Source organism: Agromyces bracchium (genome assembly GCF_009709675.1).
Taxonomy (GTDB): Bacteria; Actinomycetota; Actinomycetes; order Actinomycetales; family Microbacteriaceae; genus Agromyces; species Agromyces bracchium.
In genome coordinates this window covers 75,417-99,029 of sequence record NZ_WMLB01000003.1, presented here as the reverse complement: position 1 = coordinate 99,029, position 23,613 = coordinate 75,417, and the positions used below count along the sequence as shown (strand labels likewise).

At 72.5% G+C, this 23,613-nt stretch carries 20 protein-coding genes; 8 read left to right on the top strand and 12 right to left on the bottom strand.

All coding sequences use genetic code 11. The annotated features are described in order from the left end of the window. Window positions 1–13: 13 nt before the first annotated feature. The 6 genes from GJ743_RS01135 to GJ743_RS01110 all read right to left on the bottom strand — a co-directional run bounded on the left by GJ743_RS01135 (window position 14) and on the right by GJ743_RS01110 (window position 6,562). Window positions 14–1,141, bottom strand: coding sequence for a hypothetical protein (locus GJ743_RS01135; RefSeq protein ID WP_155050101.1), 1,128 nt, complete (start codon window positions 1,139–1,141; stop codon window positions 14–16). Between the two features lie 171 nt (window positions 1,142–1,312). Then, on the bottom strand, window positions 1,313–1,720 hold the full coding sequence (locus tag GJ743_RS01130) for a DUF7144 family membrane protein (RefSeq protein ID WP_155050100.1): 408 nt from the start codon (window positions 1,718–1,720) through the stop codon (window positions 1,313–1,315). A 90-nt stretch (window positions 1,721–1,810) separates the two neighbouring features. Beyond that, window positions 1,811–2,308 (bottom strand): DUF2017 family protein, encoded by a 498-nt coding sequence (locus tag GJ743_RS01125; RefSeq protein WP_155050099.1) that lies wholly within the window; start codon window positions 2,306–2,308, stop codon window positions 1,811–1,813. Further along, window positions 2,305–2,601 carry an ATP-dependent Clp protease adapter ClpS gene (clpS, locus tag GJ743_RS01120; protein WP_328288669.1) on the bottom strand — a complete coding sequence of 99 codons (297 nt, stop codon included), beginning with the start codon at window positions 2,599–2,601 and terminating at the stop codon, window positions 2,305–2,307. The genes GJ743_RS01125 and clpS overlap by 4 nt, the downstream gene beginning before the upstream one ends. 68 nt (window positions 2,602–2,669) lie before the next feature. Next, on the bottom strand, window positions 2,670–5,351 hold the full coding sequence (locus tag GJ743_RS01115) for an adenylate/guanylate cyclase domain-containing protein (RefSeq protein ID WP_155050098.1): 2,682 nt from the start codon (window positions 5,349–5,351) through the stop codon (window positions 2,670–2,672). A gap of 68 nt (window positions 5,352–5,419) precedes the next feature. Continuing rightward, the gene (locus tag GJ743_RS01110) at window positions 5,420–6,562 is read right to left on the bottom strand and encodes a class I SAM-dependent methyltransferase (RefSeq protein ID WP_328288668.1); all 1,143 of its coding nucleotides are present in this window, start codon (window positions 6,560–6,562) and stop codon (window positions 5,420–5,422) included. Between the two features lie 103 nt (window positions 6,563–6,665). On the opposite strand from GJ743_RS01110, the gene GJ743_RS01105 reads away from it, so the two are divergent. Further along, window positions 6,666–9,686, top strand: a complete 3,021-nt coding sequence (locus tag GJ743_RS01105; protein WP_155050097.1) for a patatin-like phospholipase family protein — start codon at window positions 6,666–6,668, stop codon at window positions 9,684–9,686. A 248-nt stretch (window positions 9,687–9,934) separates the two neighbouring features. Then, window positions 9,935–10,588: a hypothetical protein gene (locus GJ743_RS01100; protein WP_155050096.1), complete on the top strand. Its 654-nt coding sequence runs from the start codon at window positions 9,935–9,937 to the stop codon at window positions 10,586–10,588. Between the two features lie 7 nt (window positions 10,589–10,595). On the opposite strand, the gene GJ743_RS01095 is transcribed toward GJ743_RS01100, so the two are convergent. Next, the gene (locus tag GJ743_RS01095; RefSeq protein ID WP_155050095.1) at window positions 10,596–10,991 is read right to left on the bottom strand and encodes an ArsR/SmtB family transcription factor; all 396 of its coding nucleotides are present in this window, start codon (window positions 10,989–10,991) and stop codon (window positions 10,596–10,598) included. 89 nt (window positions 10,992–11,080) lie between these two features. Here GJ743_RS01095 and GJ743_RS01090 point away from each other — a divergent pair, with 89 nt between their 5' ends. From GJ743_RS01090 to GJ743_RS01075, 4 genes are all read left to right on the top strand, one after another. After that, the gene (locus tag GJ743_RS01090) at window positions 11,081–12,397 is read left to right on the top strand and encodes an FAD-dependent oxidoreductase (protein WP_155050094.1); all 1,317 of its coding nucleotides are present in this window, start codon (window positions 11,081–11,083) and stop codon (window positions 12,395–12,397) included. A 226-nt stretch (window positions 12,398–12,623) separates the two neighbouring features. Further along, complete coding sequence (locus tag GJ743_RS01085; RefSeq protein ID WP_155050093.1) at window positions 12,624–13,526, top strand: metalloregulator ArsR/SmtB family transcription factor; 903 nt, start codon at window positions 12,624–12,626, stop codon at window positions 13,524–13,526. Between the two features lie 133 nt (window positions 13,527–13,659). Beyond that, window positions 13,660–14,076, top strand: a complete 417-nt coding sequence (locus GJ743_RS01080) for an arsenate reductase ArsC (protein ID WP_155050092.1) — start codon at window positions 13,660–13,662, stop codon at window positions 14,074–14,076. After that, window positions 14,073–14,756 (top strand): arsenate reductase ArsC, encoded by a 684-nt coding sequence (locus tag GJ743_RS01075; protein ID WP_155050091.1) that lies wholly within the window; start codon window positions 14,073–14,075, stop codon window positions 14,754–14,756. The genes GJ743_RS01080 and GJ743_RS01075 overlap by 4 nt, the downstream gene beginning before the upstream one ends. 3 nt (window positions 14,757–14,759) lie before the next feature. Here the strand turns inward: GJ743_RS01075 and GJ743_RS01070 are convergent, their stop codons facing one another. The 5 genes from GJ743_RS01070 to dnaK form a co-directional block, all read right to left on the bottom strand. After that, window positions 14,760–16,196: an ion channel protein gene (locus tag GJ743_RS01070; protein WP_155050090.1), complete on the bottom strand. Its 1,437-nt coding sequence runs from the start codon at window positions 16,194–16,196 to the stop codon at window positions 14,760–14,762. A 102-nt stretch (window positions 16,197–16,298) separates the two neighbouring features. Next, window positions 16,299–16,721 carry a heat shock protein transcriptional repressor HspR gene (locus GJ743_RS01065; protein WP_155050089.1) on the bottom strand — a complete coding sequence of 141 codons (423 nt, stop codon included), beginning with the start codon at window positions 16,719–16,721 and terminating at the stop codon, window positions 16,299–16,301. After that, window positions 16,721–17,719, bottom strand: a complete 999-nt coding sequence (locus GJ743_RS01060; RefSeq protein WP_155050088.1) for a DnaJ C-terminal domain-containing protein — start codon at window positions 17,717–17,719, stop codon at window positions 16,721–16,723. Before GJ743_RS01060 ends, GJ743_RS01065 begins: the two co-directional genes overlap by 1 nt. Before the next feature lie 158 nt (window positions 17,720–17,877). Next, window positions 17,878–18,522, bottom strand: coding sequence for a nucleotide exchange factor GrpE (locus GJ743_RS01055; RefSeq protein WP_155050087.1), 645 nt, complete (start codon window positions 18,520–18,522; stop codon window positions 17,878–17,880). A gap of 2 nt (window positions 18,523–18,524) precedes the next feature. Next, window positions 18,525–20,408: a molecular chaperone DnaK gene (dnaK, locus tag GJ743_RS01050; RefSeq protein WP_155050086.1), complete on the bottom strand. Its 1,884-nt coding sequence runs from the start codon at window positions 20,406–20,408 to the stop codon at window positions 18,525–18,527. Between the two features lie 286 nt (window positions 20,409–20,694). Between dnaK and GJ743_RS01045 the strand changes: the two genes are divergently transcribed. Beyond that, complete coding sequence (locus tag GJ743_RS01045; protein ID WP_155050085.1) at window positions 20,695–22,218, top strand: M1 family metallopeptidase; 1,524 nt, start codon at window positions 20,695–20,697, stop codon at window positions 22,216–22,218. A 142-nt stretch (window positions 22,219–22,360) separates the two neighbouring features. Continuing rightward, window positions 22,361–23,605: a 23S rRNA (adenine(2503)-C(2))-methyltransferase RlmN gene (gene rlmN / locus GJ743_RS01040; protein WP_155050084.1), complete on the top strand. Its 1,245-nt coding sequence runs from the start codon at window positions 22,361–22,363 to the stop codon at window positions 23,603–23,605. Window positions 23,606–23,613: the final 8 nt, after the last annotated feature.

Below are 23,613 nucleotides of genomic sequence, written 5' to 3'. Positions count from 1 at the left end.
GCCGTTCGGCGTCTCAGGCGGTGACGGCGACGACCCGCCTCGCCCCGACCGAGCCGGTGTTCCGCAGGAACAGGATGATCCAACTGAAGATGAGCAGCCCAGCCACGAGCTCGACCGCGGTGAGGTTGTAGTACCCCACGGCGAAGAAGACGCCCAGCACCACGATGACGCCGACGTAGACCCAGCCGAGCATCACGAACACGCGCGGCATCGACGGCAGGAAGCGCGGCAGCCCGATGACGATCACCGCGTACACGACGGCCATCCCGGTCGCCACGGAGTTGTGGACCCAGAAGAACTCGTCGACCGGGAAGACGCCGACGCAGGCGAGCAGGATGCCGATCAGGACGAGGCCGTAGCGCACGAAGTCGCGACCGCTCCGATCGCGATCGGACGTCGTCGGCAGGCCCGCGGTGGCGTACCGGGCGACGATCGTGACGATCGCACCCGCGATGATGAGCGTGAGGTTGAACGCGAGCGCCGACACGTCGTCGGTCATTCCGAGCGCGCTGAGGTTCTTCTCCCACCACAGCGGGTCGCTCGAGCTCAGCATCGCGGTGATGACGCCGACCACGAGGAACGCCGCGAGGACGATCGAGAGCAGCATCGGCGTCATCCGCACCGACGACAGGAAGCAGACGTAGGCGGTCAGCGCGAGCGAGACGCCGAACAGGAGCGCGCCGGGGATCGGGAAGACCTCCGCGCCGAGGAAGCTCTGCTCGAGCACGTCGGCGAGTCCGGTCCAGCCGAGCAGCGCGATGACGCCGTGGGCGAGCGAGAGCGCGGCGACGTCGAACCAGTGCAGCGGGGGCGCCTCGGCGCCGCGCGGCCCCGTCGCGGTCCGCGTCGCGGCGGCGTCCTCCACGGCCGGGTCGTCGGGTTCCGGACCGAACCGGCGGCGAAGCACCATCCGCCCGGCGACGAAGGCGAGGATGCCCGCGATCGCCGACCCGATCGCAACGCTCGTGCCGAGCGAGCCCGCCCCGGCGATCGGCAGGTTCCGACCCCAGAACATGATGAGGCCGATCGGCGCGGCGACGACGAAGACGATCGCCCCGACGATGAGGGCGCTCGACTCGATCGACTCGGTCGTGCGCGTGGGCTCCCGCAGGATCCCCGCGATCGACGACGGCTGGGACATCGCTCCTCCGCTCGTGCGTGCCCGTCGCGCCGTCCGCCGGCGCAGGCGCCGGACCCGCGGCACCAGACTGCCAGCCGGAGGCGCGCGCGGGCCATCGCCGCTCCGGCGGATCCCGGCCGGTGCGATGCCGCCCACGAGCGTCGTCCCGGGGCGGCGCGGTTCGACGAGGCGTCAGCGCCTCGCGGCGAGCTCCTTGCCGTGCACCGTCAGCGCGTAGATCACGAAGACGTCGACCGCGATGACGATCGCCGACCACCAGGGCTGCAGCGGCAGCACCATGAGGTTCGCCAGCACGCTGAACGCCGCGAGGATGATCGCGACCACCCGCGCCCACGACGCTCCGGCGAGCAGCGCGATGCCGACGAGCACGAGGAACAGCCCGAGGAACAGGTGCAGCCACCCCCACCCGGTGGCGTTCAGGATCAGCAACTCCCCGTCGGAGGGCTTCAGGAAGTACGTGTTGTTCGGCAGCAGGATCGCGATGAGTCCGTAGATGGCGCCGATCGCACCGGAGATGATGATCATCACCCCGGCGAACCAGCCCCAGCCGACCCAGCCGGTGACGTTCGTGTCGGACATGGCGCGCCCCCTTCCGGCACGCCCGTCCATGGGCGCGCTCACGCGCATCGTCCTACGGTCTGCGGCCGCGGCCACGGGACTTTCGGCCCGTCAGCGCCCGAGCGGGTCGAGGACCTCGAGCATCGAGCCCTGCACGATGCCCGCCCATTCGTACGCGGCGCGCAGGTAGTCGTCGCGCTCGTCGTCGGCCGGTTCGGCCTCGTCGGGGTCGGTCACGCCGACGCGCTCGGCGAGGATCAGCCGCAGGTCGGTGAGGAAGGTCAGCCATCCCCACGCCTGCGCCTGGTCGAGCTCGATCTCGACGAGACCCGCGTCGCGCTCGGTCGCGGTGGCATCGCGGACGGACTGCGCCGCCTGCCGCTTGCCGTCGACGAGGCTGTCGCGCGTGTAGCGCGTGTAGTCGCTCGCGGCCTCGCGGTCGTCGGGGTAGGCGGACGGGAAGAGCCGACCGAGCGCCGGATCGTCGTCACCCCCGAGCAGCAGCACCGAGTCGACCTGGTCGGCGAGCTCGGAGAGCAGCATGGCCTCCTCGGTCTCCAGCACGATCCGGACGCCGTCGGCGCCGCCCTCGCGCCCGGCGACGATCACGGCTCCACCTTCGAGACGGTGGCCTGGAGCCCATAGCCGTGCATGGCGTGCACGTGACGCTCCATGGCCTCGCGATTGCCGGATGCCACGACCGCGCGCCCCTCGTGATGCACCTGCAGCATGAGCCGCTCGGCCTCCTCCCGCGGGTAGCCGAAGTAGCTGCGGAACACGTAGGTCACGTAGGTCATGAGGTTGACGGGATCGTCCCACACGATCGTCTGCCACGGCAGGTCGGGGCGCACGGCCTCGTCGGTGACGAGGTCGGCGTCGAGCTGCTCGATGGTGGACGTCACGAACCCAGACTGACACGCTCCCGGCCCGCTCGCACGTCCCTGTTCGCCCGATGCGGCCCGTCCGCTCGTCACTCGCCGTCGTCGTGCCCGTCGGTCGGCACGGAGCGGCCGAGGGCGAAGGCGACCGCCTGCGACAGGTCCATCGCCATGCCCGCCCGATAGATCGGCTCGAGGTCGTCGCGCGACGGGTCCAGCTGCTCCAGCGCGAGGCCCCGGATCCGCGTGATCTCGTGGTCGACGATCTTCGCGCCCGACGAGTTCCGGAGGCCGTGCACGGCTCCGGCGAGGCGTGCGGCGCGCTCCTCATCGTCCGCGGCCTGGGCGAGCGCGGCGGCCAGGGAGAGGAAGAGCACGACGGCCGAGACGTCGCGGTGCGGCGCGAAGAGCTCCAGCCCCTCCTCGAGGTAGTCCCATGCCGTCTCGAGGTCGCCGAGCCTCGCCGAGAAGATCGCGACCTCGAACATCCCCCAGCCCATGCCGAACTCGTTGCCGGCGCTTCGGTAGTGGTCGATGCTCCGGTGGAAGAGCTCGAGGGCCTGCGTCAGGTCGTCGTCCAGGTCGGAGACGGCCAGGCCCCGGCCCCACGTGATGTTGCCGAGTCCGTTCTCGTCGCCGAGTTCGCGGTAGATCGCCTCGCCCTCGTCGTAGAGCCCGTACACCTCGGCGCGCACCTCGTCGGTGACGCCCGTCGTCACCGCGGCGACGGACTGCCCGATCGCGGAGTTGTAGATCGCGTTCGCGATCGCAGCCGGATCGCCGGATTCGCGCTGGATCGCGAGCGCCTCCCGGTAGGGCGGGACGCACTTCTCGATGTCGCCCTGCCACCAGTACACCCCGCCGAGCGCCTCGAGGGCGCGCGCACGATTGAGCGGTTCGCCGCCCTCCAGCGAGATCACGGTCTCCAGGCGGCTGCGGCCCTCGTAGAGGTGGCCGCGGGACTGCCAGAAGCGCCACGACGCGGCGGCGAGCCGCAGCGCGAGGTCCGTCTCGCCGTGCACGGCAGCCCAGTCGAGCGCCGTGCGGACGTTGTCGTGGTCGGCGTCGAACCGGTCCAGCCACGCCGAGCGGTCCTCGCCGAGGACGTGCGCGGCCACCTCCTCGGCCCAATCGACGTAGGCCTCCAGGTGGCGCCGGTGCACGGCGTCGGCCGTTCCGCCCGCCTCGAGCTTCAGCAGCGCGACCTCGCGGATCACGTGCAGCGTGCGGAACCTGGCCCGGCCGCCGGACGCCGCCTCCTGTCGGAGGAGGCCCTGGTCGACGAGTTCTGCGAGACCGCCGAGGAGGTCGACGTCGACGTCGTCGCACACCCGCTCGATCTGCTCGAGGTCGGCGCCGCCCGCGAACACGCCGAGCCGGGCGAAGAGCACCTGCACCGGCGGTTCGAGGAGGTCGTGGCTCCACGCGATCGCGCCCTCGATCGTCCGCTGACGCGCGGGCAGGTCGATCGTCCCGGTTCCGGGACGCGCCGGGTCGAGCCGCGCGAGGATCTCGGGCACGGGCAGCAGCCGCACGCGCGAGGCCACCAGTTCGATGGCGAGCGGGAGCCCGTCGAGACCGCGCACGAGCTCCGAGACCGCGTCGGCGTTCTCGGGCGTGACCGCGAAGTCGGGTCGCACGGCGAGCGCCCGGTCGACGAACAGGGCGACCGCGTCGGCCTGGGTCGCGAGTTCCCGGTCGTGCCGATCGGGCAGGTCCATGGGCTCGAGCGGCATCTCCTGCTCGGCGGCGATCCGGAGCGGGCCGCGCGAGGTGACGAGGAATCGGGAGCGCGGCGCGGCCGACACGAGGGCGGCGACGAGCGGCGCGGCGGCGATGACCTGCTCGAAGTTGTCGAGGATGAGCAGGACCTCGAGGTCGGACACGCGATCCAGCAGTGCGTCGCGCGGTGGACGGTTGCCGGGCAGGGCCTCCTCGCCGAGCGCCCGGAGGACCTGGGACGGGACGACGTCGGGATCGTCGACGGGGGCGAGGTCGACGAAGAAGACCCCGTCGCGGAACCGCCCGCCGACCTCGGCGCCGACCTGGAGGGCGAGTCGGGTCTTGCCCGTGCCCCCCGTGCCCGTGACGGTCACGACGTGCGACGACTCCAGGAGTTCGCGGACCCGAGCCCGTTCGCGCCGCCGCCCCACGAAGTGCGTGACCGGCTCGGGCAGGTTGCTCGGCGGGGCCTCGACCGATCGCAGCGCGGGGAAACGGGTCGAGGCGCCGGCGATGTCGAGCTGGAAGATCCCCTCGGCCTGCGAGAGGTCGCGGAGATGGTGCCGACCGAGGTCGCGGAGGGTGATGCCGTCGGGCAGCTCGTGCTCGACCAGGGCGGCGGTCGATGCGGAGAGCACGACCTGCCCGCCGTGCGCTGCGCCCATGATGCGCGCTGCACGGTGGACGTCGAGGCCGATGTAGTCGTCGCCGCCGAGCAGTCCGAGACCGGTGTGCAGGCCCATCCGGACCTTCGGCGCGAGTCCCTCCGGCCAGTCGTGGTCGCCGATCGCCCGCTGCGCCGTCACGACGGCCGCCACGGCGTCGATCGCCGAGGCGAACGCGGCGAAGAAGCCGTCCCCCTCGGTCTTGACCACGGTGCCGCCGCTGCCCGTGATGGCCTCGCGGAGCAGGCGGTCGTGCTCCGCGAGCAGCGCCGGCCACTGCTCACCGGCAGCCTCCACCAGGCGGGTCGATCCCTCGACGTCGGTGAACAGGAACGTGACCGTCCCCGTCGGGAGACGACGACGGCTCGTCGCGGCCGTGCTGGTCACCCTTCGAGAGTGTCACGTCCGGCCGATTCGCGCATGCCCCACTTCACGGCATGTCGGGCGCGGAAGGCTCAGGAGAGCGGCGACGCCGCCCGGCGCGCCGACGCCGTGACCGTGAACTTCGGGTTGCGCGCGACCTGCCTGGTCGGCCCGACGATCCGCTCGAGCAGCGGCCGATAGCGCAGGTGCGAGTTCCACACGCACCAGAGCTCCCCGCCGGGTGCGAGCACGCGCGCGGCCTCCGCGAACAGGTGCGTCGCGATCCCCGTGTGCACCGCGGCGTCCGAGTGGAAGGGCGGGTTCAGCACGACGAGCCGCTCGCTCGCATCGGGCAGGTGCTCGAGGCCGTCGGCGCGCGTCACCTCGACGCGTTCGCCGACGCCGTTCGCGACGGCGGTGAGGGGGGCGGATGCCGCGGCCGCGGCGCTGCGATCCGAGGCGCGCACCACGAGCCGCGGGCGCTCGCGCGCGAGCCACGCCGCCACGACGCCCGAGCCGCACGCGAGGTCCACGGCGGTCGCGGCATCCGGCACCGCGTCGCCCAGCACGCCGAGCAGGAACCGGGTCCCGATGTCGACGCCGGTCCCGGCGAAGACGCCGCCGTGCGCCACGACCTCGATCCCGAGCTCGTCGTCGCGCGCGCTGCGCGGCCAGTCCGACGCGGGGCCCTGCCGCGGCCCCGAGGCGACGAGCACGCGCGACTTCTGCCGGGCGTGCGTCACGTCGACGCGCTCGAACCACCGGCCGAGCACGTCGTTCATGGCGAGCGACATGTGCTTGAGGCGGCCGCCGGCGAACACGCGCACGTCGGTCGACGCGTGGGTCGCGATCAGCCCGGCCACCTCGTCGAGCCGGTCGAGCGAACGGGGCAGGCGCATCAGGACGACGCGGGCGCCCGCGAGCAGCCCCGCCCCGAGCGGCAGGGCGGCGGGCCGTTCGTCGACCGCGAGGCCGAGCCGCTCGGCGTTCTCGGCCAGTGCGCGCTCGCCCGTGACCGGGTCCTGGTGCACGCGGACGCCGCGCGCACCGGCGTCCATCGCGCCGAGCGCGAGCGCCCCGTACGCGTCGTCGATCACGACGACCGAGCCGGGCGGGCCGGCGACCTCGGCGAGCGCGGACGCCGACTCGTCGAGGATCAGCCGGTCCGCGGCATCCGCTGCGGCCAGCCCGGGCGCCTCGAGGTCGGGGTGACGGCGCAGTGCATCGAAGTCCACGTCGGCACCCTACCCGCGCGGTGCCGCGGGAATCTCCCCCGAACGGGGCGCACCGCGGCATCCGTCGCAGGACTATCGTCACGGCTAGCCGGGAGGGGGAACCATGGCCGTCGATGTCGCGCCAGCACCGACGGACACGGCCGACGACCTCTCCCAGTGGGTGACCGAGCATCGGGCCCGGGCCTCGCACGTGCTCACCGCCGTGGTGGTCGTCCTCGGCGCACTCATCGCCCTCTCGGAGATCGACCGTCTCATCGCGGGCGTCCTGACGCTCGACGGCCGCAGCTCGCCCCTCGGGAGCGTCATCGGCCCGTCGGCCCTCGCCGGCCGCGACGCGTGGCCGGACTGGGCGTCGACGACGATCCCGGCCTCGGTCGGCGGGTGGATCGCGGCATCCGTGTTCATCGACGCGATCTTCGTCGGCGCGTACGCCTGGTTCGTCGCGCACGTCCTCCGTCGGATGGGGATGGCGCGGCCGCAGCGGCTCGCAGGGCGGACCCTCCTCGTGCTCCTGGCCGTCGAGGGCGTGGAGGGCACGGCGCTCCTCGTCGGCGCGGCGGCGCTGACCGGCTGGCCGTTCGGTCCCGACGGCTCTGCGATGCTGCTGGCCGGCGGCGGCCTGTTCGGATGGGCCGTCGCCCTGGCGGCGACGGCGAAGTGGGTCACCGTGGTCCTGCTCGCCGTGTTCGTCCTCCGAGACGCCGCCGCGCGTCGCGCGATCGGCGTCTGGATCCGGCGGCTCGCCCAGGCGATGTGGCTGCACCGGCTCTCCACGGTGCTCGTCGTCGCGCTGTTCGTGCTCACGTGCATCCCGACGGACGGCGTGCTGGACCAGCTGCCCGACCTGCAACGGCAGTGGGTGCCGCTCGACGCCGGCACCACCCGGCACCTCGTCGTCGCGCTCGTGTCGGTCGCGATCGCGGTCGCCTGCGCGTACGTCCTCGGTCGCGCCCGGACGCGTGCCCTGGCGTCCGCCGTCATGGGCTTCGACGTCCGCACGGTCCCCTCGAAGCGTTCGCACGCACTGTGGTGGTGCGCCCCGATCGCCGTCTGGCTGGTGCTGTGGCTGGCCACGGGCGCCGCGACGGGCAGGTGGCTCCCCGGATGGTCGGCGGTGGCTTTCCTCGTCGTGCCCGCGATCGTCGTGGCCGGCTACCTGATCCGACCGGATGCCGCGTGGCCGGTGCGGCGTCGCCCCGACCTCCTCGACCGCGCGAGGTGGGCGTGGCTGACCGGCGATGCGGTCGCCGTCTCGATCGCGTCGATCGCCGGACTGGGGCTCCTCCGCTCGTTCACGGCACCGGTGTTCGCCGGATGGGACCTCCCTCGGCTGGACCCGTGGGCGTATCCCCTCTCGGTCGTGCTCCTCGTGTCCGGAGCGGTCATGGCGGTGCTCGCGCCCCTGCTGCTGCGCGGGGACCCGACCGTGAACCGCCTGCTCGATCCGCGGGTCCGGGTGGACGTCGGCGCGCCCGACCAGGCGCTCCGGCTCCGGCACCGCCGGCTCGTGCTCGGCTTCTTCCTGGCCGGGCTCCTCGTGCTCGCCCTCACCGGGGTCTGGCCCGTGCAGTCCGCGGCGTTCGCCGGAGCCCCTGCGCTCGCCGTGCTCCTGCTCACGACCTGGGGCGCGGTGCTCGGTTCGTTCACCGTCGCCCTGCAGGAGCATCCGCCGGCCCCGATCTCGCGGTTCCTCAGGCTCCGCGCCGATCCGGTCCTCACCCTCGCCATCGTCGTCCCCCTGGTGTGGGCGATCGTCGCGGCCGCGATCAACGCGGACGACCCCGCGCTGCACGCCACCCGGACCGGATCGCCGGCCGCGGCGGCGGAGGCGGACGGCGACACGTTCGAGGCGCAGGTCGATGCACGCATCGCGGCGCTGGCCACCGGAGGGTGCACCGCCACGGTCGGCGACGAGACCTTCACGCCCGCGCTGCTCGTCGTCGCCGAGGGCGGCGGGATCAGGGCCGCGTACTGGACCGCACGAGCGCTCGAGGAGCTCGGCGCCGAAGGCGAGTGCCTCGGACGGTCGGTCCTCGTCTCGAGCGGCGTGAGCGGCGGATCGGTCGGGCTCGCCGTCACCGCGATCGACCGGGAGGGCAGCGACGAGCTCGTCCACCTCGCCGGTCCCGACGCCGTCTCGACCGGGACCGCGGCCCTCGTCGTGGGCGACCTCGTCGCCTCGACCACCGGGCTCCGGTTCCCGTCGGTGCTCGACGGACGAGCCGAATGGCGGGATCGCGCATCGCTCATCGAGGACGTCTGGGTCGAGGACGTCCCGGGGCTGCAGCGACAGGTCGTGCTCGGCGCGTCCCCGCGGATCGGCATCCCGGTGCTGAACTCGACGGACGTGCGCTCGAAGTGCAAGGTCCTCGTCTCGAACGGCGTGGCGACGGATCCGGCCGTCTCCGCCGGCGCCACCGTCGCCGGTTGCGACACCGCGGCCACGGCCCCGGCCGCGAGCCTTCCCGTGCCGGCCGCCTGCTTCGCCGGGATGGAGTGGGCGACGGCGGCGATGCTCTCCGCGCGCTTCCCGGTGATCACGCCGGCGGCGCGGATCGAGGCGGGCGGCGGTTGCGGCACCGACGGCATGCAGCTCGTCGACGGAGGGTACGCGGAGGGCTCCGGTCTCGGCACCGCGGCCGACCTCGCACCCGTCCTCGCCGACCGGATCTCGGTGTGGAACGCGGGCGACGGGGCGGACGGTCCGCCCGTGGTGCCGATCCTCGTCTACCTCAAGAACTCCGGCGGCTACGACCTGCGCCAGGACCTGGAGGGGGTCGCCGCGGAGCCGCTGGTGCCACTGGTCGGTGCCGCGGCGCTCTCGAAGAGCGGCACCGAGCAGGTGCTCCGCCAGCGCATCTCCGCGGCGTTCCGCACCATCGGCGAGCCGGACGAACCGGCGGGCGACGCGATCGCCGCACTCCGCGGGGTGATCCCGGGGCTCGCACTGACGGTGGCCCCGTCGACCGAGCCGGCCGTCGTGCCGCCGCTCGGGTGGGCGCTCAGCGGGTTCAGCATCGGGAGCCTCGAACGCGGCATCGACCGTCAACTCCGTGAGCCGGACCCGGATGCCGACGACACCGCCCCGCCGACGCTTCGCACCCTGCTCGACCTCACCGGATGAGCGCGGCGTGCCGAAGGCACGCACCGCGACGCGACGTCAAGCCGATGGCGGCGGTCAGGCAGGTTTGCTAGCCTCGCCCCCCGATGCGAGACATGGCGCAGCCACCGGGGGAGCGCCGCGCGGCGAGGGGATCGTCCACGCGGCGTCCGTCGTCTGCGCCGCCGGGACGCCGGCGCGCCGAGCCGGCCGACCGCCCCGCGGCATCCGCTCGCCCGGACGCCCGCGCGCCGCGGTCGGCGCCTGGTTCGGTGCGACCGCGGCACCGGCGGGTCGCGACCGCGCTCGCGGCGACCGTCGCGGTGGCCGGGCTGCTCGCCACGCTCGCGCTCGCCCCGCTGCCGCGCGTCGGCGTGCCCGTCGCGGAGGCGTCCGTGACGACGGTCTCGCCGTTCACGGGAGCGGTGCAGGAGGTCGAGGTCGACGGCGACGTCGCTCCGGCCAGCGTGTCGCGCGAGGGCTACTCGACGACGACCGGCCCCGAGACGCTCGTCGACTCGGGCACCAACTACGACTGGGCGAAGCTCGTGCTCGTGTTCGGCGACTGGCCGCTCACCGACGAGAACGTGCGACTCATGGTCGAGTGGATGCGCGAGGAGAACGGCCCCGACAACTGGTGGAACCGCAACAACCCGCTGAACAACGGGTACGGCTCGGGCGGCGGCAGCGGCCTCGGCAGCTACGACACGCTCGTGACGGCCGCGGAGTACGCGGCCTCCAACCTGAAGAAGCGCTCGTTCTACGCCGACATCGTCGCCGGGCTCGAGGCCGGTACGTCGGCGGATGCCACGGCCCGCGCGATCTGGGCCTCGCCCTGGGCGTCGAGCCACTACGGCAACGGCGCGTGGTGGTCGAGCTCGCCCGTGCCGGTGGTCGCGGCGCCCGCGTCGGCCTGGGGTCGCTGAGCGCGCCTCAGGCGTCGGCGAGGAGCTGCGACATCCGGTCGAGCGCGCCGGGCACGAGCTTGTAGTACGCCCAGGTGCCGCGCTTGCTGCGCTCGAGGAACCCGGCGGTCGTGAGGATCTTCAGGTGGTGCGAGACGGTCGGCTGGCTGAGGCCGACGGGTTCGATGAGGTCGCAGACGCACGCCTCCTCACCCTCGGACTTCGCGACGATCGACAGCAGGCGCAGGCGGGTCGGGTCGGCGAGCGCCTTGAACGACGCCGCGAGCTGCTCGGCGCGAGCGCCATCCATCGGCTCGGTCACGAGCGGGCTGCAGCACGCGCCGCCGCTCGCGGCCGGCCGGACCTCGACACCGAGGTCGACGCGCACGCCGGCGCCCACGGGTGCGAGTTCGAAGGTCGTCATGCCTCGATCCTAGCCTGAATATTGACAAACTTCGATGGATGGGTCGACACTAGGCATCGACGAACTTCGATATGCCGGAAAGGCCCGCCATGACCCTGCTCGATCTCACCCGCCCGACGACGCGCTCGGGGCGCCTCGACACCCTGCCCGTCGCGATCATCGGCGCCGGCCCGATCGGCCTCGCCGCCGCGGCCAACCTGCTCGAGCGCGGCATCGACGTCGTGGTCTACGAGGCGGGCGACCGCGTCGGCGCGAGCATCCGCGAGTGGGGCCACATCCGGCTCTTCTCGCCGTGGCGCATGCTCGTCGACCCCGCCTCGCGGCGCCTGCTCGAGGCATCCGGCTGGGAGCACCCCGACGAGGACCGCCTGCCGACGGGCGCCGAGCTCGTCGAGCAGTACCTCGAGCCGCTCGCCGCGCTCGAGCCGATCGCCTCGCGCATCCGCTTCGGCGTCGACGTGACCGCCGTCGCCCGCGAGGGCATGGACCGGACCCGCACAGCGGGGCGTGCGGCCACGCCGTTCGTGCTGCGCGTGCGCGAGGCATCCGGTGCGGTGCAGGATGTCGCGGCGCGCGCCGTCATCGACGCATCGGGCACCTGGCGCACGCCGAACCGGCTCGGCTCGAGCGGCCTCGACCCGCTCGGGCTCGACGAGGTGGCCGACTCGGTGACGCACGCCCTTCCCGACGTGCTCGGCGCCGACCGCGCCCGCTTCGCGGGCCGCCGCGTGACCGTCGTGGGCGCCGGGCACTCCGCCGCGAACACGCTGCTCGCCCTCGCCGCGCTCGCGCGCGAGGTGCCCGAGACCCGCATCACCTGGGCGATCCGCAACGCCTCGGCGGTGCGCGTCACGACTTCGGAGGACGACGGGCTCGCCGCGCGCGCCTCGATCGGGAAGCGCGTCGACGACCTCGTCGCGGCCGGCCGCATCGAGGTGCTCGACCGGTTCGAGATCGTCCGGCTCGGCCGCGCCGCCGACGGCGGCGTGCGCGTCGTGGGCTCGCGCGGCGGCGAGCTCGTCGAGCACGAGGCCGACGTGATCGTGAACGCGACGGGCTTCAAGCCCGACCTCGACATGCTCCGCGAGATCCGCCTCGAGCTCGACGACATCGTCGAGGCGCCGAAGCGCCTGGCGCCCCTCATCGACCCGAACGTGCACACGTGCGGCACGGTCGAGCCGCACGGCTTCGCCGAGCTCCGCCAGCCCGAGGACGGCTTCTTCCTCGCCGGCATGAAGAGCTACGGCCGGGCGCCGACGTTCCTGCTCGCGACCGGGTACGAGCAGGTGCGCTCGATCGCGGCATGGCTCGCGGGCGACGCCGCGAGCGCCGCGAACGTGCAGCTCGAACTTCCCGCGACGGGCGTGTGCTCGACGAGCCTCGACGGCTCGTCCGGCTGCTGCTGAGCGCGGCCCCCACCCGAAGATCCTGCCGCACGAGAATCCGGCGCACGCGGCCCGGACGGCGCGTGTGATGCGGATTCTCAGGCGGCCCGTGCGGGTCGTGGGCCGGCCATCCGCCCGCTGTAGGCGCGGCGCATGAGAATGTGCAGATCGGCCCTGCCCACGCCCGCATCGCAGGGATCTTCATGCACCGGGGGGAACGGCAGGGGGTTTGCATAGACTGTCGTCTATGCACACGGGTGGGGCGGATGCCGCGGCCGGCGGTCTCGCGCTGATCGCCGATCCCACGCGGGCGCGCATGCTCTCGCTGATCCTCGCGAGTCCCGACGGGCGATCGACTGTCACGGCGATGGCCGATGAGCTCGGGCTCCGGCAGCCGACCGTGTCGCACCACGCGAAGGCGCTGCTCGACGACGGCGTGCTCGTGCGCGAGCCCGAGGGGCGTCGCGCCTGGTACTCGATCGCGCCCGACCAGCTCGACCGCGTGGTCGAACTGCTCGACGTGCCGGCAGCGAGCCCCTCGCCCGACGACGAGGCGGCGATCGCCCGTGTGGTCGACGACCTCGCGACGCGGTTCGCGGGCACGTTCGGCCGCGAGACCGTCGAACGCTACGTACGCGAGAGCCGCGACCTCCTCGCCGAGCGGAGCGGGGCCTCGAAGCGCTTCACGTCACGCGCAGCGGGGTTCGCGGCCGAGCGCCTCGCCGCGCTCGCGGCGCAGGGGCGCGAGGCGGGCGCCGCCACCCCAGAGGTGCTCTTCGTGTGCGTGCAGAACGCGGGCCGCTCGCAGATGGCCGCGGCGATCCTCCGGCACCTCGCGGGCGACCGCGTGCACGTCCGCACGGCGGGCTCCGAGCCGGCCGACGCGGTGTCGCCGGCGGTCGTGGGCGTGCTCGACGAGATCGGCGTGCCGGTCGGCGGCGCCTTCCCGAAGCCGCTCACCGACGAGGTCGTCCGGGCCGCCGACGTCGTCATCACCATGGGCTGCGGCGACGCGTGCCCCGTCTACCCCGGCAAGCGCTACGAGGACTGGGAGCTCGACGACCCCGTCGGCCGGCCGCTCGGCGAGGTCCGCGGCATCCGCGACGACATCGACCGGCGGGTGCGCGAGCTCATCGCGAGCCTGACCTGACGACGGATGCCGCGGCCGCGCAGCGATCGAAGCGTCACGGCTTCGCGCCCGGCGATGAGGGCTCGCGGCATCCGCTCGACAATGCATAGATCACAATCTATGCTTTAAGCGATTCGAGCGAAACGAGGTCCCGATGTCCGACAAGCCCACCGTCCTGTTCGTCTGCGTCCACAACGCCGGCCGCTCGCAGATGGCCGCCGGCTACCTGCGCGAGCTCGGCGGCGACCGCGTCGAGGTGCTCTCGGCCGGCTCCGCGCCGAAGGACGAGATCAACCCGGTCGCCGTGCAGGCCATGGCCGAGGAGGGGATCGACATCGCGGGCAACACGCCGAAGGTGCTCACCACCGAGGCCGTGAAGGACTCCGACGTCGTGATCACCATGGGCTGCGGCGACGCCTGCCCGATCTTCCCCGGCAAGCGCTACGAGGACTGGGAGCTCGACGACCCGGCCGGCCAGGGCATCGAGGCCGTGCGCCCGATCCGCGACGAGATCCGCCGCCGCATCGAGGAACTGCTCGGCGAGCTCCTCCCCGAGACGGCACGCGCATGAGCACGCGCGAGGGCCAGCTCGCCCTCGACGACCCGTACGCGGTCCTGCATCGCAGCGCCGAGCGGCTCGCCTCGCACTACGACGGCATCGTCAACGCCGAGACCGTCGAGCGCATGGTGTTCGAGTCGTACACCGCGCTCGCGCGCACCGCGAAGATCTCGGTGCACCTGCCGAGCCTCGCCTACCGGTTCGCGAACGAGCGGCTCACCGCACTCGCGCAGGCGAAGGGCGCGATCCCCAAGTCCGTGCCCGAAGTGCTCTTCGTCTGCGTGCAGAATTCCGGCCGCTCGCAGATGGCTGCCGCGCTCACGCGCGAGCTCGCCGCGGGCCGGGTGCACGTGCGCTCCGCCGGATCCGAGCCGGGCAGCGGCATCCTGCCGTCGGTCGTCGAGGTCATGGCCGAGCAGGGCATCGACCTCGGCGAGGAGTTCCCGAAGCCGCTCACCGACGACGTCGTCCGTGCCGCCGACGCCGTGATCACGATGGGATGCGGCGACGCCTGCCCGGTCTACCCCGGCAAGCGCTACCTCGACTGGCGCCTCGACGACCCCGCCGAGCTCGACCTCGACGGCGTTCGGCGCGTGCGCGACGACATCCGCGCGCACGTCGAGAAGCTGCTCGGCGAGATCGCGCCGGCGACCACGTCGGCCGCCCGGTCCGCGCCCGCGGCGCGCGGCTGAGCGTCACGCCGTCGGCGGTCGCTCGGCACCCGACTCTCCGGCCGGCGCGGCACCGGCACCCGACTCTCCGGCCTGCGACGCACCGGCACCGGCCCCGGCCCCGTCCCCGGCCCCGGCCGTCGACGGTCGCTCGACACGCGGCTCGGCCGCAGCGCCAGCGGACCCGTCGGTCGCCACCGCCGCCGGCTTCGGCACGATCCGGAACTCCGGCGCCCTGGAGACCAGCAGCCACGCCGGGAGGATGATCACGCAGAGCCACGGCAGGAGCGCGATGTCGCCCGCGACCGCCGCCGCGACGAACAGCGCCAGCCATCCGTCCTTCGCCATCACGAGCAGGATCCCGATGAGCGCGCTCGCGACGCACAGCGCGATCGGGAGCGCCGGGATGAGCGTGTGCGCGAGGATGCCGAGCGCGGCCCCGATGAAGGCGGCGGGGAAGATCCGACCGCCGCGGAAGGCGGCACTCGCCGCCACGAGCAGCGCGACGAGCTTGACCAGCACGATCACGACGAGCTGACCGGCGTCGTAGGCGTCGGGATCCTCGAACAGCTCCCCCATCTGGTCGAGACCCTTGAACAGCGTGATCGGGCCGCCGATGAGCCCGAGCAGCCCGAGCACCAGGCCGCCCGCGGTGGCGATGAGGAGCGGCTGCCGCAGCGAGTGGAACGCCCGGTGGACGAACGGGAACGCGAACGCCCCGACGAGGCCGATCGCGACGCCCGCGATGGCGATGACGATGCCGGCGAGGAGCAGCATCGGCGTCGTGGGCGCCGTCGGCAGTGTGAACTGCAGCGGCGGCGCACCCAGCACGTGCATGGTGCCTGCCGCGGCGGCCGCCGAGGCCAGCGGCAGGAACAGCTTGTCCCAGAGCGCGCCGCCGCCGCGCACCGCGGCGAGCGTGCCCGTGAAGAGCAGCGCGGCCGCGACCGGCGATCCGAACAGCGCGCCGATCGTGCCCGAGGCGGCCATGAGCATGCCGAGCTTCGCGCCGACGCGCGGCATCATGCGGCCGAGCAGTGCGACCGTGAGTGCGACGTTGATGGCGATGATCGGGTTCTCGGGGCCGAGGCTCACGCCGCCGGCGAGCGCGAGCCCGGTGACGATGACGAGACCCGGCAGGGTGCGGAGCTTCAGCGGTTCCGAGACGAGCTCGGTCGTCGCGGAGTCCTGCCCGCCGTGGCCCGGCAGGAACTGGAGGCCGAGGCCGACCGCGAATCCGGTCGCCGTGAGCACCACGACGATCCACCACCCGTCGGGGTCGACCCCGAGCGCGTCCGGCAGCGCGGTCCAGAGCACCTGCTGGAGGCCCCCGGCCGCGAGGTCGAGCGCACGCAGGACCAGCGCGCAGAGGGCGCCGATGACGATCGCGGGCACGAGGAGCACGAGGAGCTGGGCCGGGGTGGGTGCCGGCATCTGCACGTCGTCCGTGTCATCCGTCATCGTCGCCCCCCGGTCGCGCCGGCGCGCCCGCCCCGGCACGCTAGGCACAGCCTCGCACACCCCCGGGCGCGGCGGCGAGGGCGAGGCGACGGATGCCGCGGCTCAGCCGCGCTCGAGCGGGCGCCAGACGACGACCGCGTTCTCGCGCCGGACCCGGGTGCCCGTGCGGAGCGTGACGACCTCGCCCTCGGCTCCCGCCGCGAACACGCGGCGGCCGGGGCGGTTCAGCATCTCGTCGGCGAGCGCGCGCTCCAGTTCGCGCACCCGCGCTCTGAGCTCGTTGACCTCGTTCTCGAGGCCGAGCACGCGGCGGATGCCCTCGAGGCTCACGCCCTCGCTCGAGAGCTGCTGGATCTCGCGGAGCTGTGCGACGTCGCGCATCGAGTAGCGGCGCGACTTGCCGGCGGTCCGCTTCGGGGAGACGAGACCCATGCGGTCGTACTGGCGGAGCGTCTGCGGGTGCATGCCCGCCAGTTCGGCCGCGACCGAGATGACGAACAGCGGGCTCTCGCCGTCGACCTGCATCAGGCGCTCCGGGCCTTGGCGAGGAGGTCCTCGCGGGGGTCATCGTCGGGCAGCTGCGACGCGAACTCGCGCAGCTTCTCCTCGGCGTCCTTCGACAGGTGCGCCGGCACCGCGACCTGGACGATCGCGAGCAGGTCGCCCGTGCCCTTCTTCGTCTCAACGCCGCGGCCCTTCACGCGCAGCACGCGGCCGCTCGGCGTGCCGGGCGCGACGCGGAGCTTGACCGGGTCGCCGCCGAGCGTCGGGACCTGGATGGTCGCGCCGAGCGCGGCCTCGGCGAAGGTCACGGGCACGGTGACGCGGAGGTTCAGCCCGTCACGCTCGAACACCGGGTGCTTGCGCACCTTCACGGTGAGCACGATGTCGCCGGCCTCGCCGCCGTCGGGCGACGGATGACCCTTGCCGCGCAGCCGGATCTTCTGGCCGTCGGCGACGCCCGCGGGCACGTTGACGCTGATCTCGCGGCCCTCGGCGGTCTGCAGGGTGATGCGGTCGCCCTTGGTCGCGGTGATGAAGTCGAGCGTGGTCGACGCGGTCACGTCGCGGCCCTTCGTCGGGCCGCCGTAGCCGCGGTAGCCGCCGGTCGGCTGGCCGAACCGGCCGCCGCCGAAGAGCCCGCCGAGCAGGTCGTCGTAGTCGCCGCCTCCGCCGCCCTGGCGGAACGTGTAGCGCTGGCCGCCGCCCTGCTGGCCGAACATGCCGCCGAAGACGTCCTCGAAGCCGCCCGCGCCGGCGCCGCCGGGGGCGGTGAAGCGCGCGCCGCCGCCCATGGCGCGGACCGCGTCGTACTCCTTGCGCTCCTCGGGATCGGAGAGCACCGAGTTCGCCTCGCTGATCTCCTTGAACTTCGCCTCGGCCGCGGCATCCCCCGGGTTCTGGTCGGGGTGGTACTTGCGCGCGAGCTTGCGGTACGCCTTCTTGATGTCGGCGTCGCTCGCGTCCTTCGAGACGCCGAGCGTGGCGTAGAAGTCCTTGTCGAACCAATCCTGGCTGGCCATCGGCGCCTCCTTCCTGCTGAATCTACTGCCGTGTCACCAGTGGTCGAGTAGGACCGGGTCTCGATACGGGCCTTCGGTCCTACTCGACCACCGACTGGTTGAACGGTCTCGATACGGCCCTGCGGGCCTACTCGACCACCGGCGGTGACGGATGCCGCTTACGCGGGCGTCTGGACGACGACCTTCGCTGCACGCAGCAGCGTGCCGCCGAGCAGGTACCCGGTCTCGACGACGTCGGCGACCGTGTCGACCTCGACCTCGTCGGAGTGCTGCTGGAAGATCGCCTCGTGCCGCTGCGGGTCGAACGGCTCGCCGACCTCGCCGAACTTCGCGAGGCCCAGCTTCTCGACCGACGCGCGCAGCTTCGCCGCGATCGTCGAGAACGGGGTGTCGCCCTCGAGGTCGCCGTGCTTCTCGGCCCGGTCGAGGTCGTCGAGAACGGGCAGCAGCACCGCGACCGTGGCGCCGATCGCACGCTCGCGCTCGACCTCGCGGTTCGCCTCGGTGCGCTTGCGGTAGTTGGCGTACTCCGCGGTGACCCGCTTGAGGTCGGCGAGGTGCTCCGCCGTCGGGTCCTCGACCTCGGCCTGGGCCGCGTTGAGGATGTCGTCGACGGTCAGGGTCTCCTCGTCCTCGTCGGCGACGGTGTCGGCGGCCGCGTCGGCGTCGACGGCCTCCGGCGAGGCGGATGCCGCGGCATCCGCCCCCGCCTCGGGCGCCTTGCGAACCTCACCCGTCTCGGGGTCGATCCGCCGCTTGTCGCGAATGATCGGCTCGTCCTGGTTCTGGTTCTCGTCCGTCATGGTTACTTCTTCTCGTCCTCGTCGTCGATGACCTCGGCGTCGACGACGTCCTCATCGGAGGACTCGGCGCCCTCGGCGCCCGATGCGGTCGCGTCCTCGCCGGGGTTGGCGCCGGCGGCGGAGGCATCCGCCTGCTGGCCCTGCGCGTAGATCGCCTCGCCGAGCTTGCCCTGCGACTGCGAGAGCTTCTCGAACGCCGACTTCACCGCGTCGTCGTCGTCGCCCGCGAGGGCCGACTTCAGCGCGTCGACGTCGCCCTGGACCTCCGACTTGACGTCGGCGGGGAGCTTGTCGTCGTTCTCCCTGATGAGCTTCTCGACCGAGTAGGCGAGCTGCTCGGCCTGGTTGCGGGTCTCGGCGGACTCGCGGCGCTTCTTGTCCTCGGCCGCGTGCTCCTCGGCGTCGCGCACCATGCGCTCGACGTCCTCCTTGGGCAGGGCCGAGCCGCCCGAGATCGTCATCGACTGCTCCTTGCCCGTGCCCTTGTCCTTCGCGGACACGTGCACGATGCCGTTGGCGTCGATGTCGAAGGTGACCTCGATCTGCGGGATGCCGCGGGGGGCCGGGGCGATGCCGGTCAGCTCGAACGTGCCGAGCGGCTTGTTGTCGCGCGTGAACTCGCGCTCGCCCTGGAAGACCTGGATCGCGACCGACGGCTGGTTGTCGTCGGCGGTCGTGAAGGTCTCGCTGCGCTTGGTCGGGATGGCGGTGTTGCGCTCGATGAGCTTGGTCATGATGCCGCCCTTGGTCTCGATGCCGAGGCTCAGGGGGGTGACGTCGATGAGCAGCACGTCCTTGCGCTCGCCCTTGAGGACGCCCGCCTGCAGGGCGGCGCCGACGGCGACGACCTCGTCGGGGTTCACGCCCTTGTTGGGCTCCTTGCCGGTCTCCTTCTTCACGAGGTCGGAGACGGCCGGCATGCGGGTCGAACCGCCGACGAGCACGACGTGGGCGATGTCGGAGAGCTTGATGCCCGCCTCGCGGATGACGTCCTCGAAGGGCTTCTTGGTGCGGTCGAGCAGGTCGCTCGTCATGTTCTCGAACTGGGCGCGCGTGAGCGTCTCGTCGAGGTTCGCCGGGCCGGACTCGGTGAGCGAGAGGTAGGGGAGCTGGATGCTCGTCGACATGCCCGACGACAGCTCCTTCTTGGCCTGCTCCGCGGCCTCCTTCAGGCGCTGGAGGGCGATCTTGTCCTTCGAGACGTCGACGCCGGTGGTGTCCTTGAAGCGCTTGATGAGGTGGTCGACGACGCGCTGGTCCCAGTCGTCGCCGCCGAGGCGGTTGTCGCCCGCGGTCGCGCGGACCTGGATGGTCGAGAAGTCGTCGTCCTTGCCCACCTCGAGGAGGGAGACGTCGAACGTGCCGCCACCGAGGTCGAAGACGAGGATGAGCTCGTCCTCCTTGCCCTTGTCGAGGCCGTAGGCGAGGGCCGCCGCGGTGGGCTCGTTGATGATGCGGAGGACGTTGAGGCCCGCGATCTCGCCGGCCTCCTTGGTGGCCTGGCGCTCGGCGTCGTTGAAGTAGGCCGGCACGGTGATGACCGCGTCGGTGACGGTGTCGCCGAGGTACTGCTCGGCGTCGCGCTTGAGCTTCTGCAGGATGCGCGCCGAGATCTCCTGCGGCGTGTACTCCTTGCCGTCGATCGAGGCCGACTTCCAGTCGGTGCCCATGTGGCGCTTCACCGACGAGATGGTGCGGTCGACGTTGGTCACGGCCTGGCGCTTGGCGGTCTCGCCGACGAGCACCTCGCCGTCCTTCGTGAACGCGACCACCGACGGGGTGGTGCGGAAGCCCTCGGCGTTCGCGATGACGACGGGCTCGCCGCCCTCGAGGACGCTGACGACCGAGTTCGTGGTGCCCAGGTCGATTCCGACTGCACGTGACATGTGTATCTCCTTCTGCCGGGGCTCTCGCGGTTGGCGCCTCGGCGATCGGCCCGGCGGTGCCCGCCTGTGGCCGAAGTCAGTGTTCGCGAGACTTGAGCCTCGCCGACTCAAGTGTCTGACCCGCCCGAATCGATGTCAAGTCGAGATCGTTGAACTTGAGCGCACTTGACTCAACTCTCGGCGAGATCACAGTATTCCGGTGGCGCTCGGGCTCCGGACGGGGGCTACCGGAGACCTGTCTCCACCCATAGAGTGCGGTCACACACGAGCGGACCGGAGCGCAGGGATGAGATCGAGGACGAGACTGGTCGGCGGCATCGCCGTCGCAACGCTGGCACTGGGTGCGATCGGTGCCGCGGGCGCGGCGGCCGCGCCGGGCAAGCCCAGCGGCCCACGGTACACCGCCGGTGCGGCGGGCGTCGGCGACGCGTACTTCCCGTACGCGGGCAACGGCGGCTACGACGTGCAGCATTACGACCTCGACCTCCGCTACACGCCGCCGGCGGCGGCGCCCGCACCGCTCGAGGGCGAGTTCGAGGGCGTCGCCACGATCGACCTCGTCGCCACACAGGACCTCGACCGGTTCAACCTCGACCTGCGCGGGATGGAGGTGCACGCGCTGAGCGTGGACGGAAAGCCCGCGGCATCCGTCGCCCCGCCTCTCGCCGGGGCCGAGGTCGACGGCGCGGCGTACTGGCACGTGCAGGACGACGACGCGCGGATCTGGGAGCTCACCGTGCAGCCGCGCCCGAAGATCAAGGCCGGCCAGGCCGTGCAGGTCGTCGTCGAGTACGGCGGCACGACGACGCGCCCGGAGGACATCGAGGGTGCGCTCTACGGTTGGGTGACCACGCGCGACGGGGCGATGGTCGTGAGCGAGCCCGAGGGGTCGATGACCTGGTACCCGGTGAGCGACCACCAGACCGACAAGGCGACCTACTCGTTCGAGATCACGGTGCCGGAGGGCAAGGTCGCGGTCGCGAACGGCATCCAGCCGAAGCCCGAGGACACCGCCGACGGCTGGACCACGTGGTACTGGGACGCCCCCGACCAGCAGGCGAGCTACCTGACCACCGCCTCGGTCGGCGACTTCGCCCTGCGCGAGACGTACTCCTCAGGCAGCGGCGTGCCGATCATCGACGCGGTCGACACCAAGCTCAACGCCGCGCGGCTCGCGACCACGAATGCCAGCCTCGGCTGGCAGGACGAGATGATCGACTTCTTCGAGTCGAGGTTCGGCCCCTACCCGTTCGTCGCCTACGGCTCGATCGTCGACAACGACAGCGTCGGCTATGCGCTCGAGACGCAGACCCGCCCGGTGTACTCCTCGCAGGCGAGCGAGGGCACCGTCTCGCACGAGCTCGCGCACCAGTGGTTCGGCAACGCGGTCAGCCCCGAGCGGTGGCAGGACATCTGGCTCAACGAGGGCTGGGCGACGTACGCGAACTGGATGTGGAACGAGGAGCGCGGCATGCGGACCGCGCAGACCGCATACGACAACTGGTACAACACAGCGCGGCCGGCCGGCTACTGGGAGCTGCAGATCGGCGACCCCGGCGAGCTCGGGCTCTTCCTGACGCAGGTGTACAACCGCGGCGCCGCGACACTCCACGCCCTGCGGCTCGAGGTCGGCGACGACGCGTTCTTCGAGGCCGCCCAGCTCTGGGTCGAGCGCTACGACGACTCGGCGGGCACCTCGGAGGACTTCCAGGCGGTCTACGAGGAGGTCTCGGGCGCGGACCTCGACGACTTCTTCCAGATCTGGCTCTACGACCAGCAGAAGCCGCCGACCACCTGGACCACGCCGTAGCGACGGTTCCCGGGCTGGTCGCTGACGTACGTGAGCACGCCGGCCGACGCGGAGTTCCTGCTCCCGGCGAGCTGACGCGCCGATCGGCCACGACGCCCGTGCATCCAGCCGATGCTCGGGCGTCGGCGCGTACCCTTGGACCATGCCGACCGACGCCCCAGAGACCCCCGCCGGCTCCGCGGGCATCCGCCAGGTCCGCCCCAAGACCGAGGGCTGGAAGCAGGCGAAGGGCGCCGACGGCCGGCCCCTGCTCCAGTTCGCCTCGCCCAAGCGCGGCAAGCCGCCGGCCCACCTCGCCGACCTCGCGCCGGAGGAGTGGAAGGCGAAGGCCGAGGAACTCGGCATCCCGGCGTTCCGGCTGAAGCAGGTCGCGCGCCACTACTTCACGCGCTGGACGAGCGACCCGGCCGAGATGACCGACCTCCCGGCCGACGGCCGCGAGGAACTCGTCGCCGGCCTCCTCCCGCCGCTGCTCACCGAGGTGCGCCGCCTCGAGACCGACCGCGGCGACACCATCAAGTTCCTGTGGAAGCTGCACGACGGCGCCCTCGTCGAGTCGGTGCTCATGCGCTACCCCGGCCGCATCACGCTGTGCGTGTCGAGCCAGGCGGGTTGCGGCATGAACTGCCCGTTCTGCGCGACCGGCCAGGCGGGCCTCACCCGCAACATGTCGGCCGCCGAGATCCTCGCGCAGGTCGTCGAGGCGAACCGGGTGATCGCGTCGGGCGCCCTGCACGGCAAGCGCGCCGACGACGGCACGCCCGAGCGCGTCTCGAACATCGTCTTCATGGGCATGGGCGAACCGCTCGCGAACTACGCCCGCCTCATGCGCGCGGTCCGCACGATGGCCGCGCCCGCGCCGAACGGCATCGGCATGTCGGCGCGCAACATCACCGTCTCGACGGTCGGCCTCGTCCCCGCCATCCGCAAGCTCGCCGACGAGCACGTGCCCGTGACCTTCGCGCTCAGCCTGCACGCGCCCGACGACGGCCTGCGCGACGAGCTCATCCCGGTGAACTCGCGCTGGAAGGTCGACGAGGCGCTCGACGCCGCACGCGAGTACTTCGAGAAGACCGGTCGCCGCGTCTCGATCGAGTACGCGCTCATCAAGGACATGAACGACCACGGATGGCGCGCCGACCTGCTCGCCGAGAAGCTCAACGCGCGCGGCCGAGGGTGGGTGCACGTCAACCCGATCCCGCTGAACCCGACCCCGGGCTCGATCTGGACGGCCTCCGAGGTCGAGGTGCAGCGCGAGTTCGTGCGCCGCCTCTCCGACGCCGGCATTCCGACGACCATCCGCGACACCCGCGGCAAGGAGATCGACGGCGCCTGCGGGCAGCTCGTCGCGACCGAAGAGGACGAGGCCGCCGCAGCACGCGCCTGAGCGAGCCG

What these genes read in the sequence shown, in the direction of transcription:
- GJ743_RS01135 (WP_155050101.1), bottom strand. Translation starts at nt 1,141, where the DNA reads ATGTCCCAGCCGTCGTCGATCGCGGGGATCCTGCGGGAGCCCACGCGC.
- GJ743_RS01130 (WP_155050100.1), bottom strand. Translation starts at nt 1,720, where the DNA reads ATGTCCGACACGAACGTCACCGGCTGGGTCGGCTGGGGCTGGTTCGCC.
- GJ743_RS01105 (WP_155050097.1), top strand. Translation starts at nt 6,666, where the DNA reads ATGGCCGTCGATGTCGCGCCAGCACCGACGGACACGGCCGACGACCTC.
- GJ743_RS01095 (WP_155050095.1), bottom strand. Translation starts at nt 10,991, where the DNA reads ATGACGACCTTCGAACTCGCACCCGTGGGCGCCGGCGTGCGCGTCGAC.
- GJ743_RS01090 (WP_155050094.1), top strand. Translation starts at nt 11,081, where the DNA reads ATGACCCTGCTCGATCTCACCCGCCCGACGACGCGCTCGGGGCGCCTC.
- GJ743_RS01085 (WP_155050093.1), top strand. Translation starts at nt 12,624, where the DNA reads ATGCACACGGGTGGGGCGGATGCCGCGGCCGGCGGTCTCGCGCTGATC.
- GJ743_RS01080 (WP_155050092.1), top strand. Translation starts at nt 13,660, where the DNA reads ATGTCCGACAAGCCCACCGTCCTGTTCGTCTGCGTCCACAACGCCGGC.
- GJ743_RS01075 (WP_155050091.1), top strand. Translation starts at nt 14,073, where the DNA reads ATGAGCACGCGCGAGGGCCAGCTCGCCCTCGACGACCCGTACGCGGTC.
- GJ743_RS01070 (WP_155050090.1), bottom strand. Translation starts at nt 16,196, where the DNA reads ATGACGGATGACACGGACGACGTGCAGATGCCGGCACCCACCCCGGCC.
- GJ743_RS01065 (WP_155050089.1), bottom strand. Translation starts at nt 16,721, where the DNA reads ATGCAGGTCGACGGCGAGAGCCCGCTGTTCGTCATCTCGGTCGCGGCC.
- GJ743_RS01060 (WP_155050088.1), bottom strand. Translation starts at nt 17,719, where the DNA reads ATGGCCAGCCAGGATTGGTTCGACAAGGACTTCTACGCCACGCTCGGC.
- GJ743_RS01055 (WP_155050087.1), bottom strand. Translation starts at nt 18,522, where the DNA reads ATGACGGACGAGAACCAGAACCAGGACGAGCCGATCATTCGCGACAAG.
- dnaK (WP_155050086.1), bottom strand. Translation starts at nt 20,408, where the DNA reads ATGTCACGTGCAGTCGGAATCGACCTGGGCACCACGAACTCGGTCGTC.
- GJ743_RS01045 (WP_155050085.1), top strand. Translation starts at nt 20,695, where the DNA reads ATGAGATCGAGGACGAGACTGGTCGGCGGCATCGCCGTCGCAACGCTG.
- rlmN (WP_155050084.1), top strand. Translation starts at nt 22,361, where the DNA reads ATGCCGACCGACGCCCCAGAGACCCCCGCCGGCTCCGCGGGCATCCGC.